Annotated in this window: 11 protein-coding genes; 6 read left to right on the top strand and 5 right to left on the bottom strand. The window is 52.5% G+C overall.

Annotation, left to right across the window (positions count from 1 at the left end):
• Positions 1 to 2: 2 nt before the first annotated feature.
• The 5 genes from DFR60_RS11945 to DFR60_RS11925 all read left to right on the top strand — a co-directional run bounded on the left by DFR60_RS11945 (position 3) and on the right by DFR60_RS11925 (position 8,925).
• Entirely contained in the window at positions 3 to 3,167 is a 3,165-nt protein-coding gene (locus DFR60_RS11945) for an alpha-mannosidase (RefSeq protein ID WP_110323104.1), read from the top strand.
• A gap of 3 nt (positions 3,168 to 3,170) precedes the next feature.
• Positions 3,171 to 4,652, top strand: a complete 1,482-nt coding sequence (locus DFR60_RS11940; protein ID WP_110323103.1) for a sulfatase — start codon at positions 3,171 to 3,173, stop codon at positions 4,650 to 4,652.
• 13 nt (positions 4,653 to 4,665) lie between these two features.
• Positions 4,666 to 6,540: a beta-N-acetylhexosaminidase gene (locus tag DFR60_RS11935; RefSeq protein WP_110323102.1), complete on the top strand. Its 1,875-nt coding sequence runs from the start codon at positions 4,666 to 4,668 to the stop codon at positions 6,538 to 6,540.
• Between the two features lies 1 nt (position 6,541).
• The gene (locus tag DFR60_RS11930) at positions 6,542 to 7,438 is read left to right on the top strand and encodes an ROK family protein (RefSeq protein ID WP_110323101.1); all 897 of its coding nucleotides are present in this window, start codon (positions 6,542 to 6,544) and stop codon (positions 7,436 to 7,438) included.
• A gap of 86 nt (positions 7,439 to 7,524) precedes the next feature.
• Positions 7,525 to 8,925 carry a glycoside hydrolase family 1 protein gene (locus DFR60_RS11925; RefSeq protein WP_110323100.1) on the top strand — a complete coding sequence of 467 codons (1,401 nt, stop codon included), beginning with the start codon at positions 7,525 to 7,527 and terminating at the stop codon, positions 8,923 to 8,925.
• A gap of 69 nt (positions 8,926 to 8,994) precedes the next feature.
• On the opposite strand, the gene fdxA is transcribed toward DFR60_RS11925, so the two are convergent.
• The 5 genes from fdxA to pflB form a co-directional block, all read right to left on the bottom strand.
• Entirely contained in the window at positions 8,995 to 9,165 is a 171-nt protein-coding gene (gene fdxA / locus DFR60_RS11920; RefSeq protein WP_002601988.1) for a 4Fe-4S ferredoxin, read from the bottom strand.
• A gap of 95 nt (positions 9,166 to 9,260) precedes the next feature.
• Positions 9,261 to 10,031: a pyruvate formate-lyase-activating protein gene (gene pflA / locus DFR60_RS11915; protein ID WP_002601987.1), complete on the bottom strand. Its 771-nt coding sequence runs from the start codon at positions 10,029 to 10,031 to the stop codon at positions 9,261 to 9,263.
• Positions 10,032 to 10,082: 51 nt separating this feature from the next.
• A complete protein-coding gene (gene grcA3 / locus DFR60_RS11910; protein ID WP_002601986.1) occupies positions 10,083 to 10,334 on the bottom strand; it encodes an autonomous glycyl radical cofactor GrcA3 in 252 nt (83 codons plus the stop codon).
• Positions 10,335 to 10,360: 26 nt separating this feature from the next.
• The gene (locus DFR60_RS11905; RefSeq protein WP_110323099.1) at positions 10,361 to 10,630 is read right to left on the bottom strand and encodes a hypothetical protein; all 270 of its coding nucleotides are present in this window, start codon (positions 10,628 to 10,630) and stop codon (positions 10,361 to 10,363) included.
• Between the two features lie 31 nt (positions 10,631 to 10,661).
• Positions 10,662 to 12,704 (bottom strand): formate C-acetyltransferase, encoded by a 2,043-nt coding sequence (pflB, locus tag DFR60_RS11900; RefSeq protein ID WP_110323098.1) that lies wholly within the window; start codon positions 12,702 to 12,704, stop codon positions 10,662 to 10,664.
• 235 nt (positions 12,705 to 12,939) lie between these two features.
• Between pflB and DFR60_RS11895 the strand changes: the two genes are divergently transcribed.
• Complete coding sequence (locus DFR60_RS11895; RefSeq protein WP_002601983.1) at positions 12,940 to 13,140, top strand: DUF1858 domain-containing protein; 201 nt, start codon at positions 12,940 to 12,942, stop codon at positions 13,138 to 13,140.
• Positions 13,141 to 13,152: the final 12 nt, after the last annotated feature.

The raw sequence follows: 13,152 nt of genomic DNA, 5'->3' as shown, positions 1-13,152 counted from the left end.
ATATGATTTTTGCAAGGGAGAGGGCGGAGGTAATCGCCAATAAACTAAAAAAATTAATGGTTGTCCGGAAATTTCAGCTGGATGACTGGAAGGTGAAGGAAGGCTTCTTTTTACGGCCGGAGGAAGCCGATCGGGCGGAGGAAGACTGGGAAACGTTTGACAGCCGCCTGATGCACTGGTACGGGCCGGACCGCCATTACTGGTTCCGAACCGTATTTACGGTACCGGAAGAGTATGACGGGAAGGGCTTATGGCTTCGCATCCGTACCCAGATTGAAGAGTGGGATGATGCCAAGAATCCGCAGTTTCTCGTGTTCCTGAACGGAGAGGTGGTACAGGGCGCCGATATGAACCACAGGGAGGTCCTGCTTTCTCGTGCGGCGACGGCGGGAGAGACGGTGACGGTTGATTTGCAGGCGTATTCAGGCACCCTTCATCCGGAATTTCGTCTGATGGCAGATGTGGAGGAAGTGTCAGAACCGGTTAAGGATCTTTATTATGATATCCAGGTGCCGTTATGGGCCATGGACCGGATGGATCAGGAGGGAAAGACGGCCATTGATATCCTGACTGTGTTAAATGACACGATCAGCCTTCTGGACTTACGGGACGTCTTCTCCGACGATTTCTACCGCTCGGTGGAGGCGGCGCGGGCCTATATCGCAAAGGCGCTGTATGAGGACCTGGCGGGTGATGATACGGTGATTGCCACCTGCATCGGGCATACCCACATCGACGTGGCGTGGTGGTGGACGGTTGCCCAGTCCCGGGAGAAGGCGGCCCGCAGCTTCGCCACGGTATTGGAGCTGATGGACGAATATCCCGAATACCGGTTCATGTCGAGCCAGCCGGTCCTCTATACGTTTGTGAAGGAACGGTACCCGGAGCTTTATGAGGAGATTAAGAGAAGGGCAGCAGAAGGCCGCTGGGAGCCGGAGGGCGGCATGTGGCTGGAGGCCGACTGCAACTTAACCAGCGGAGAGAGTCTGGTGCGCCAGTTTTTATACGGCAAACGGTTCTTTCAAGAGGAATTCGGCGTGGACAGCCGGGTGCTGTGGCTTCCGGACGTATTCGGTTATTCCGGCGCCCTGCCCCAGATCATGAAGAAATGCGGGATCGACTATTTTATGACGACGAAGCTCTCCTGGAACCAGTTTAACAAGGTGCCGGACGACACGCTTCTGTGGGAAGGAATCGACGGGACGAAGGTTTTGACCCATTTCATCTCGACATTGGGAGTAGGGCAGAGCGTGGATCGCTTCTTTACCACCTATAACGGCATCCTGCATCCGGACGCGATCATGGGCGGCTGGCAGCGCTATCAGAATAAAGAGATGAACCATGATATTCTGGTGGCCTTCGGCTACGGCGACGGAGGCGGCGGCCCAACCAGGGAGATGCTGGAGACGGGCAGGAGGATGGAAAAGGGAATCCGCGGCATACCGAAGGTGCGCCAGGAGAGCTCCCTCACTTACTTTACAGAGCTTTCCGAGCGGGTGAAGGACAGCAGGCGGCTCCACACGTGGACCGGAGAATTTTATTTTGAGTACCACAGGGGAACGTATACGTCCATGGCCAGGAATAAGCGGTCAAACAGAAAGAGCGAGCTGCTTCTCATGGACTTAGAGCTGCTGGCCGTGCTGGCAGAGAAAAGGGGAGCGGCCTATCCGGCGGAGGACCTGGAGCGGCTGTGGAAAATGGTGCTGTTAAACCAGTTCCACGATATTCTCCCGGGATCGTCAATTAAGGAAGTCTATGAGGTGACGAAGCGTGAGTATGAGCAGGTCGCGGAGGAAGGCGGCCGTCTGCTCAAAGAGAGGAAGGAAGCCGTGGCGGGTGCCGGAGACGGCGTGACCGTATTCAATACGCTGGGATTTACACGCAGGAGCCTGACGGTTCTTCCGGATGGGGTGACATCATTGACAGATAAAGGGGAGGCGCTTCCCAGCCAGGAGATCGGCGGCCTGTGGTATTCCCTGACGGGGGAGATTCCCTCCAAGGGATACTCCGTGTATGGCGCGGTGCGGGAAGCGGACAGCGGTACGGCTGACGAGGCGGCTGGGGGCGTCGTGGAAAACAGCGCTGCAGAGAGTGGCGGAGATACGCCGTTTTCCGTCTTAAAAACCGCGGATGGCTTCGTGATTACTACGCCGTTTGCAAAAGTGGATATGGCGGCGGATGGAAGCTTTACGAGCCTTCTTGACTTTTCGGAGAACCGTCAGGTATGGAAGGCGGGCGAGGCGGGAAACCGTCTGAGGATCTACGAGGATAAGCCGATTTATTATGATAACTGGGATATCGATGTGTTCTATACGGAGAAATACTGGGATTTGGATGAGCCGGCGTCGATTGCAGTTACGTCAGAGGGGCCGCTGTGTCTGCAGATCACAGTGAACCGTAGCTTCATGCATTCCCGCATGACACAGGATATCCGATTCTATGCCCACAGCCCCAGAATTGATTTTAGCACCTGGGTGGACTGGAAGGAGCACCAGTACCTGTTAAAGGCAGGCTTCCCGGTAGATGTCCATACGGACGAGGCGGCGTTTGACATCCAGTTCGGCAACGTGGTGCGAAAGACCCATACCAATACGAGCTGGGACAGAGCCCGTTTTGAGAGCTGCGGCCATAAGTGGATGGACGTATCGGAGAGCGGATATGGGGTCAGTCTGTTAAATGACTGTAAGTACGGCCATTCTGTCCGTGAGGGCTGTATAGAGCTGACGCTGATCAAGTCGGGCATCGAACCGAATCCTGACACGGACAACGAGGAGCACGTATTTACGTATTCGCTGTATCCTCATCAGGGAACGTGGAGGGAGGCGGATACCCAGAAGGAAGCTGCGGATTTAAACCAGCCGCTTTCGGCGGTAAACGGAGGAATACCCGGAGAATCCTATGGATTCGCAGGCGTGAAGGGGGATTCCGTGGTCCTGGAGACCGTGAAGAAGAGCGAGGATGGAAACGGCATCATCCTGCGTCTCTACGAGAGCCGGAATAAAAGGGTGAACGCGAAAGTGAGCCTTTCCTGTGCCCCGGTGACAGTGACGGAATGCAACCTGCTGGAAGAACCCGTTGACGAGGCAGGCGGCCTTATGATTGACCGGGATGGCTTTTCCTTTGTCATTAAGCCGTATGAGATTAAGACGTATAAGGTGGTGTTTTAAGCGATGAAAGTAATTCTGTTTGACATTGATACACTCAGAGCCGATCATATGGGCTGCTATGGCTATGGGCGGAATACTACGCCTGTTATGGATGGGATTGCGAAAGATGGTGTGTGCTTTGACCGGTACTACTGTCCCAATGCCCCCTGCCTTCCCTCCAGAGCGTCGATGGTGACCGGGCTTTACGGAATACATAACGGCATTGTGGGACACGGCGGTACGGCGGCGGATTTACGGCTTCAGGGCGAGTCGCGGAGCTTTACGGATCTGGTGTCGGAGAATGGGCTTTTCATGCAGTTTAAGAGGGCCGGACTCCACACAGTCTCATTTTCCAGCTTTGCGGAGCGCCACTCGGCCTGGTGGTTTCTCTCCGGCCTGGATGAGTATTATAATCCGGGACTCCGGGGCGGGGAGTCGGCGGACATGGTCACACCGGCAGTCCTTAATTGGTTAGAAAGGAACCGGGAGATGGAGGACTGGTTTCTTCACGTCCATTACTGGGACCCGCATACGCCGTACCGCACCCCGGAGGGGATAAAGAGCAGATTTCAGGATGAGCCTCTGCCGGACGACTGGATTACGGATGAGATTTTTGAGGAACATCTGCGGCACATCGGCCCTCACGGCGCCAATGAAATCAATATGTGGAATGACGAGACCTTCAGCCGTTGGCCGAAGCATCCCGGCAGCTTGAAGACAAGGGGCGATGCGAAGCATTTTATTGACCTCTATGATGACAGTGTGCGGTTCACCGATGACAATATTGGACTGATCGTGGCGTGGCTTAAGGAGCACGGGCTTTACGGAGACGATCTGGCGATTATCATTACCGCAGACCACGGAGAGGATTTGGGAGAATTCGGGGTCTATGGAGAACACGGCATGGCCGACGAGCCGGTATGCCATATTCCACTGATTATTAAATGGCCGGGGACCGAAGGCGGACGCCGCATCAAGGGCTTTTATGACAATACGGACCTGCTCCCCACGGTGAAGGAGCTTTTAGGCACGGAGACCTTTGGGGACTACCGGTACGACGGCGTCTCCTTCAAGGAACCGCTGTTGGGTGGAAAAGAGTGCGGGAGATCCGCGGCGGTGCTGACCCAGTGCGCCCATGTATGCCAGCGAAGCGTCCGGTTTGACCACTATATCTATATCCGCACTATCCACGGAGGATACCATCTCCTGCCGGAGGAGATGGTGTTTGATCTGGACTGCGATCCCCATCAGCTGCATAATCTGGCGGAAGAGCAGCCGGAGCTTTGCGGCCGCGGGGCGCGGATGCTTTTAGAATGGACGGAGCGGATGATGAAGCAGTCCGATTCAGACCGTGATCCCATGTGGACTGTGATGCGGGAAGGTGGGCCGGAGCACTGCAGAGGCCGCCTGGAAGCGTATGAAAAGCGGCTGGAGGAGACGGGGAGAGCGTACGGGATTCCGCTTCTTAAGGAACAGTACAGAGAAGAGTTTAGGGGACAGGAATAAGAGGAGAAAACCGATGATTTTAATACCGCAGCCGAAAAAGGCTGAAAGAAGAGATGGAGAGTTTACGATAGGCTATGGAAGCTATCTGGTGCTGGATGAGTCCTGCGGACCGCTTCTGACAAAGCAGGCAATGCTCTTTTTAGATGCATTGGAGGAAGAGACCGGTTATCGGCCGGCTCTGACCAGGGGAAAAGGAAGAGACGGGGATATCATTCTGCGCCGAGAGGAGGCGCTGGGGCCGGAGGATGTACTGGGCCAGGGATATACTCTGGAAATCCGGCCGGAAGGGATCATTCTCACCGGCGGTGAGAAAGGGCTGTGGCATGGAATGCAGACGATCCTGCAAATGGCAGGGCAGCAGGGCGCCGTACTTCCGGCAATGAGTATTCACGACAGGCCGGACATTAGAAACCGCGGCTTTTACCACGATGTCACAAGAGGAAGGGTGCCAAAGCTTGACTGGCTGAAAAAACTGGCCGACCGGATGGCGCGTTATAAGCTGAACCAGATGCAGCTTTATATCGAGCACACATTCCTGTTTCGTGATTTCAGCGAAATATGGAGAGATGACACGCCGCTGACTGCAGAAGATATTCTGGAGCTGGACCGGTACTGTCACGACCGCGGGATCGAGCTGGTCCCTTCCCTGTCCACCTTCGGGCATCTGTACAAAATCCTGGGCTCGAAGCATTACAGCCATCTGTGTGAGCTGGAAGGCTCAGAATCCATGCCATTCTCGCTGAGGGGGCGGATGCACCACCATACGATCAACGTGTCTTCGCCGGAAAGCCTGGAGTTCATCAAGGGAAAGATCAGAGAATTCGCGGCCCTGTTCTCTTCCTGCCAGTTCAATATCTGTGCCGATGAGACCTTTGATCTGGGAAAAGGAAGGAGCAGCGGTCTGAAAGAGAGTCTGGGGATTCACAGACTCTATATCAATTACGTAAAGGATTTGTGTGAATGCGTGATTTCCTGCGGAAAGCGGCCCATGTTCTGGGGCGACGTCATTGCCGGAGAGCCGGAGCTTCTAAAGGAGCTTCCGGCGGATACCATCTGCTTAAACTGGGGATACGCGAAAAACCAGAGGGAGGATGAGACGAGGGCGCTCGATGCGGCCGGAGCGGTCCAGTATCTCTGCCCGGGTGTATGCGGCTGGAACCATCTGATTCCTTTGTATGAGAACGCGTACTGCAATATAAAAATCATGTGCGATTACGCACGGAAATACGAGGCGGTCGGAGTGCTGAATACGGATTGGGGAGATTTCCTGCATATCAATCATCCGGAATTCAGCATACCGGGGATGATTTACGGGGCCGCGTGCTCCTGGAATGTACAGCCCCCTGCATGGGAAGAGATGAACCGCCAGATTTCAATCCTGGAATACGATGATTCCACCGGGCAGCTGGTGGGTATGCTGGCAAAGACCCAGGAGCTTCATGGCTTCACATGGGAGATGGCGGTCCGGTTTAAGGAGCTTAAGACAGGCGCCGCGCCGGAATATGACGCCGACCACAGGCAGTATTTACAGGAACACATGGAATCCATGGAGGGAGTCGATGAAAAGAACCGGCGTCTCGAAGAAATTACCGGAGAGCTGTACGGACTTCTGCCCCACATGGACAGACGAAGCCGAAAAATGGTGAAGAAATATGTCATAGCCGTTGAAGGGATCGGCCTGTTTAACGAGCTGGGAAAGGTAATCACAAAATGGGATTACGGCGCGGAGTATGACGTTATGCCGGATACCTGGACGCTCTCAGAGCGTCTGGAGGTGTGGCTGTACCATTATAAGGAGCTGTACCGCAGTGTGAGCCGGGAATCGGAGCTTGGAAGGATTCAGGAGATCATAGTGTGGTATGGAGATTATTTGAGGGAGCGAAGATAAAATGGATCTTTACCTGATTTTTGATCTGGGAGGAACTTCTGTCAAATTTGCGGTTTCAGATAAAGAAGGGAAATTTGACAGTACGGGTTCCTTCCCGACGCCGAAGGAAGGCATGGAGAGAATGCTTGAGGAGATGGGGCGGGTGTATGAGGCGGTGCAGGCGGAACTTAACGCGGCAGATTCACGTATTGCGGGGATTGCTGTCAGTTCTCCCGGAGCCGTGGACATCCGCACGGGCGTGGTAGGGGGGATCAGTGCGATCCCGTATATCCATGGCTTCCCGTTTACCGAAGCGGTCAGCCGCCGCTTAAACGGACTTCCGGTCTCTATTGAAAATGACGGCAACTGCGCCGCGCTCGGTGAACTGTGGAAGGGGGCGGCGGCCGGCAGGCGGAATATGGTCTCCGTGGTGTGCGGCACCGGAATCGGCGGTTCCATCGTTCTGGATGGCCGTGTATACCGGGGGAAGTCCAATAATGCAGGCGAGTTCGGCAACTATCTGGTGAACCGGGAAGGGGAACAGAGGCGGACGTGGAGTTCCTGTACGATGGTGAATCAGGCGAAAAGATACGAGGCGCTGACGGGAAGAAGTGCTGATGGCAGGGAACTCTTCCGTCTGGCCAAAGCCGGGGACGGTGATGCGGTCCGGCTGGTGGAGGAATTTTACGAGGCCATGGCTGTCGGACTGTTTCAGATCCAGTTTACGCTGGACACAGAGCTGATCGTGCTGGGCGGCGGTATCAGCGAGGCGCCCTTTGTTATTCCGGAGATCTATAAGCGGATGAAACGGCTGGCGGAGGATGCGGAGTTTGGATTTCTGATACCGGAGATCGTCCCCTGCCGGTTTGGGAATAAGGCGAACCTGTACGGGGCTTTGTACTGCCATTTATATACGTAACAGTTCAGACGGCGGGAAAATTGGTGCAAAAACGGACGCTGAGCCGTCTGAACTGTTACAACAATACAGTATTGCAGGAGGTTTCAATGGAGTATCAGTTCAGTAAAGATTTTCTATGGGGCGCGGCCTGTTCCGGCCCCCAGTCGGAGGGCAGCTTTCCGGGAGACGGAAAAGCGGAGATGGAATGGGATTACTGGTTTCAGCAGGCCCCGGAGTTGTTTTACGACGGTGTGGGACCAGCCGTGACTTCGGATTTCTACCACAAATATAAGGAGTATGCCGGACTTATGAAGGAGATCGGCATGAACTCCTACCGCACCTCGATTCAGTGGAGCCGGCTCATAAAAGACCGTGAGGGAACCATAAATGAGGCGGGTGTGGAGTTTTACAATTCGGTAATTGACGAGCTGTTAAGCCGCGGGATCGAGCCGATTCTCTGTCTCCATCACTTTGATCTGCCCATGTACTGGGTGGAGAAGGGAGGCTTTGAGAACAGGGAAACGGCGGAGGCATTTGCGGCGTACGCAGCAAAATGCTTTGAATTGTTTGGAGGCAGGGTAAAACGGTGGCTTACCTTTAACGAACCGATTGTCATAACGGAGGGCGGCTATCTTTATAAGAATCATTATCCGGCTGTCTGTGATGCGAAAAGGGCGGCCCTGGTATCGTACCATCTTCAGCTTGCCAGCAGTATGGCGGTTAAGGAGTTTCGGAAGAGAGGCGGGAAGGGGCAGATCGGTATCGTGCTGAATCTAACGCCTACCTACTGCAAAGAGCCGGAGAATGCAGAAGACAGAAGAAGTGCGGAAACTGCCGATCTGCTGTTCAACAAATCCTTCCTGGATCCTTCCTTAAAAGGAGAGTATCCAAACGCCCTGGTGGAGCTTTTAAAGAAGGAGGGAATCTGCCCGGAGGCTCAGGCGGAGGACTTAGAGGTGATCCGCGCCAATACGGTAGATTTTCTCGGAGTGAATTACTACCATCCGAGGCGGGTTACGAGAAGGAGCAGTCCGTTTACTGGTCCCCTCATGCCGGAAAAGTATTTTGAAGAATATACTTATGAAGGACAGAAGATGAATTTTTCCAGAGGATGGGAGATATATGAGCCTGCCGTCTATGAAATCGCCATCCAACTGCGCGACAATTACGGCAATATTCCCTGGTACCTATCGGAAAATGGTATGGGCGTGCAAAACGAAGAGCAGTTCATCGGCGTGGATGGCATCGTGGAGGACGATTACAGAATTGAATTCATACGGGATCATTTAATCTGGCTTCATAAGGCTATCGTGGAGGGCTGTAACTGCTTCGGATACCACTTATGGGCGCCCTTTGACTGCTGGTCCTGGAAGAATGCATATAAGAACCGGTATGGCATGATAAGAGTGGATAGAAAGGACAATTGCCGGCTTACGGTAAAGAAATCGGGAAGATGGTTCCGGGTGACGGCGGAACAGGGCGGATTTTCTCTGCATACCGAAATATAAATCTGCAAAACAAAAAGGAGCATGGCCAAATACCGGACTGGTATCGATCATGCTCCTTTATGTATTTAATTATTCCTCAGAAATAGCGCCTGTAGGACATACACCAGCACAAGTTCCGCAGCTGATACAGGTATCAGCGTCGATAACGTACTGTCCGTCGCCCTCAGCAATCGCGTTTACTGGACATTCGCCTTCACATGTTCCGCAGCTTACGCATGCATCACTAATAACATATGCCATAATAAATTACCTCCTTATATTCTATACATTTGCCTATATTCTATACTATAAATGTAAATTATTCAAGTGGAAAATGATGTAGTTTTTGTTCAAAATTAGGAGCAGAAAAGATCCGGGGCTCCAGTGCGCACATCTTTGATGCCGTGAAGTATGATTTTCTTTGCAGCCACGGCGCCTTCTTTTGACATCGGCGGCACATCCTCCAATGGATAAATCATGCCGAGATTCTTATATTTTACCTTGCCCATATCGTGGTAGGGAAGGACATCCAGGGCCTTCACGTATTTCAGTGTTCCGATAAAACGGCCCAGATGGTATAAGTCTTTTTCGTTGTCCGTAATCCCCGGTACCACTACGTGGCGAATCCACATGGGGATCTGTTTTTGATCGAGATACTCTGCAAACTGCAGGATATTCCGGTTTGGGCGGCCCGTAAGCAGCCGGTGCTTTTCGTCGTCAATCTGCTTTAAATCGAGCATAACGAGGCAGGTAGAGGCGAGCAGCCGGTCCAGCTGCTCTAAGTATGCCGTATCTGCGTCCCGGAAGGTGACGCCGGAGGTATCAAGACACGTATGGATATCCCGCCGGCGTGCCTCCTCGAATAATTCCGTCACAAATTCCATCTGAAGCAGAGGTTCTCCGCCGGTCACCGTGATGCCTCCGCCTCGGTAGAACGGGCGGGAAGCCTCATACTGGCTCAGGATCTCAGAGACCGTCATGGAGGTGCCCCCGCCTGACGACCAGGTGTCAGGGTTGTGACAGTACTGGCAGCGCATGGGACAGCCTTTCGTAAAGACTACCATGCGGATGCCCGGCCCGTCAACGGTGCCGAAGCTTTCAATCGAATGTATCTGACCTGTCGTCATGCGGAGAGCGCCTGCCTTTCTTATGAAAATGGAACGTATTTCATGTGCGTTTTAGATCGCGTCGTGGAACGTACGGGAGATAACCTCGTCCTGCTGTTCCTTTGTAAGCTTAATGAAGTTAACCGCATAGCCGGATACACGCACGGTCAGCTGCGGATAGTTTTCCGGATGCTTCTGAGCGTCCAGTAAGGTTTCGCGGGTGAACACGTTGACGTTTAAGTGGTGTCCGCCTTCCTGTACATAGCCGTCTAACAGGGATACCAAGTTGTCGATCTGAGAGTCACTGATGTTTGTATTTGCCATGTTTTTTTCCTCCTGTAATGGTGTATTTAATAGTTGTCTGAGAAATCCGTCGCACTGTTTTCCGGGTCCTCCTCATCGGTGTCCATACCCTCGAACAGGGTGGGCACGTTGCAGGCCAGATTGCCGGCGGCACAGTCTAAGGAATTCATGGTGGTGACGGTCTTTGAGGTGGTGGTATCCGCGCTGACCGTTCCGTCTGAGGCCGTGCGGATGTTCATATGACCGCCGCCGCCGGATACAAACGCATCCAGCATGGCGATGATATCGTCAATCTTTTTTTCGTCAGGGGCTGCCATAAAAGCACTTCCTTCCTTAACAGGTCTTCAGTTAAATGTTGTCTAAATCCACTTCCAGATCGCCGGTAAAGATCTGATCTTCCTTGCCGAGCGCACCGGGCACGATGGAGAAGGTATTGGAAATACCATCCTGCGCATCTTTAAATGGAAGCTTTGCAACGGAAGCCAGAGAAGCAACGGCTCCGTGGCTGTCACGGTGGTGCATCGGGTTGGCGCCTGGCGCAAATGCCTCGCCCGCCTTTCTGCCATCCGGTGTCGCGCCGGTGTTCTTGCCGTATACGACGTTGGAGGTGATGGTTAAGATCGATGTGGTCGGGATACCACCGCGGTAGGTGTGATTGCCCTTTACGTAGTTCATGAAGGTGTGAACAAGCTCGCTGGCCAGCTGGTCAACGCGGTCGTCATTGTTGCCGTATTTCGGGAAATCACCTTCCACGATATAATCCACGACGATGCCGTTTTCATCACGCACGGTCTTGACCTTTGCGTATTTGATGGCGGATAAGGAGTCGGCCACTACGGATAAGCCGGCGATACCAGTTGCAAACCAGCGTGTTACCTTCTTGTCATGGAGCGCCATCTGTACGCGCTCGTAGGAGTATTTGTCATGCATATAGTGAATGATGTTTAAGGTGTTCACGTAAACGCGGGCCAGCCATCTCATCATGTCCCTGTATGCCTCCATTACCTCATCGTAATCGAGATATTCGGAGGTGATCGGACGGTACTTCGGACCTACCTGCTTCTTCGTTACCTCATCGATACCGCCATTAATCGCGTATAACAGGCACTTCGCTAAGTTGGCGCGGGCGCCGAAGAACTGCATTTCCTTGCCGACACGCATGGAAGAAACACAGCAGGCGATGGCGTAGTCGTCACCGTGGGTGACTCTCATCAGGTCATCGTTCTCATACTGGATGGATGAGGACTCGATGGAGGTCTTGGCACAGAATCTCTTGAAGTTTTCCGGAAGTCTGGTGGACCAGAGAACCGTTAAGTTGGGCTCCGGAGCGGTTCCTAAGTTCTGTAAGGTGTGTAAATAACGGTAGGACATTTTTGTGACCATGTGGCGTCCGTCGATGCCGACACCGCCGATGGACTCTGTCACCCAGGTCGGGTCTCCGGAGAACAGTTCATTGTATTCCGGTGTACGGGCAAATTTTACGAGACGAAGCTTCATAACAAAATGATCCACGAATTCCTGAATCTCTTCTTCTGTGAAGGTGCCTTCTGCCAAATCTCTCTGTGCATAGATATCGATGAAGGTGGAGGTACGTCCCAGGGACATTGCTGCTCCGTTCTGCTCCTTGACAGCCGCTAAATAGCCCAGGTATGTCCACTGGATCGCTTCCTTAACATTAGTCGCCGGTTTGGAGATATCGAAACCGTAGATAGCGCCCAGCTTCTTTAACTCACCCAGTGCGCGCAGCTGTTCAGACAGCTCCTCACGCTCACGGATAACATCGGAGTACATGATGGTACGTGTGGTCGATTTCTGCTCTTCCTTGTTCTCGATCAGGCGGTCGATGCCGTATAAAGCGATACGGCGGTAGTCGCCGATGATACGGCCGCGGCCATACGCATCCGGAAGGCCGGTGATGATGTGGTTGGAACGGCAGGCGCGCATCTCGTCGGTATAAGCGTCGAATACGCCTGCATTATGTGTCTTTCTGTGAACGGTAAAAAATTCCTTGATTTCCGGATCAATGGTATAGCCGTTGTCCGCGCATGCCTTCTCGGCCATTCGGATACCGCCGTATGGCTGTAAGGAACGCTTAAATGGCTTATCTGTCTGAAAACCTACAATTTGCTCCTTTTCTTTATCCAGGTAGCCTGGGCCGTGGGAGGTGATGGTGGAAACAATTTTCGTATCCATATCCAGCACACCGCCAGCTTCTCTTTCTTTTACGGTCAAATCCATAACCTGGGCCCACAAATCCTTTGTAGCCTGGGTCGGACCTGCGAGGAAGGTGTCATCGCCGTCATAGGGGGTGTAGTTCTTCTGTATAAAGTCTCTGACATTGATTTCTCTTTCCCAGACGCCGCCGCTAAAATCTCTCCACTCTGGTCTCATAATGTTGTACCTCCGTTGATTGCTTATTTATAAGTAAAAATAATGAACGAGTGCTGCCAAAAGTTATAATTCATACAACTTTTGTATGAATATATTATAGTTGAATACTGTATACACGTCAAGTCCTTGTAATGATAAAATTTTTACAAAAATGGCTGGACAATCCCTTGCTATTTCGGAAGAAAAGTATTATATTATAGAAACAGTATGTACATTTTTAAAGGAGGAATACACGATGCAGATTAGTAAAGATATGTTAATTGGCGCTCTGATCCAGATGGATGATTGCATTGCACCGATTTTAATGCGCGCTGGCATGCACTGTCTTGGCTGCCCGGCTTCTCAGGGTGAGTCTTTGGAAGAAGCATGTATGGTTCATGGAATTGACTGTGAAACACTGGTTAATCAGATTAATGAAGTTCTTGCTGATAGATAGAAAAACTTTATA

Source organism: Hungatella effluvii, from assembly GCF_003201875.1.
Classification (GTDB): Bacteria; Bacillota; Clostridia; order Lachnospirales; family Lachnospiraceae; genus Hungatella; species Hungatella effluvii.
This window is presented reverse-complemented; position numbering and strand designations above follow the sequence as displayed.

Coding starts and splice junctions, on each gene's coding strand:
- fdxA (WP_002601988.1), bottom strand. CDS start 9,165: ATGGCATATGTTATTAGTGATGCATGCGTAAGCTGCGGAACATGTGAA.
- DFR60_RS11895 (WP_002601983.1), top strand. CDS start 12,940: ATGCAGATTAGTAAAGATATGTTAATTGGCGCTCTGATCCAGATGGAT.
- DFR60_RS11925 (WP_110323100.1), top strand. CDS start 7,525: ATGGAGTATCAGTTCAGTAAAGATTTTCTATGGGGCGCGGCCTGTTCC.
- DFR60_RS11945 (WP_110323104.1), top strand. CDS start 3: ATGATTTTTGCAAGGGAGAGGGCGGAGGTAATCGCCAATAAACTAAAA.
- DFR60_RS11930 (WP_110323101.1), top strand. CDS start 6,542: ATGGATCTTTACCTGATTTTTGATCTGGGAGGAACTTCTGTCAAATTT.
- DFR60_RS11935 (WP_110323102.1), top strand. CDS start 4,666: ATGATTTTAATACCGCAGCCGAAAAAGGCTGAAAGAAGAGATGGAGAG.
- pflA (WP_002601987.1), bottom strand. CDS start 10,031: ATGACGACAGGTCAGATACATTCGATTGAAAGCTTCGGCACCGTTGAC.
- grcA3 (WP_002601986.1), bottom strand. CDS start 10,334: ATGGCAAATACAAACATCAGTGACTCTCAGATCGACAACTTGGTATCC.
- pflB (WP_110323098.1), bottom strand. CDS start 12,704: ATGAGACCAGAGTGGAGAGATTTTAGCGGCGGCGTCTGGGAAAGAGAA.
- DFR60_RS11905 (WP_110323099.1), bottom strand. CDS start 10,630: ATGGCAGCCCCTGACGAAAAAAAGATTGACGATATCATCGCCATGCTG.
- DFR60_RS11940 (WP_110323103.1), top strand. CDS start 3,171: ATGAAAGTAATTCTGTTTGACATTGATACACTCAGAGCCGATCATATG.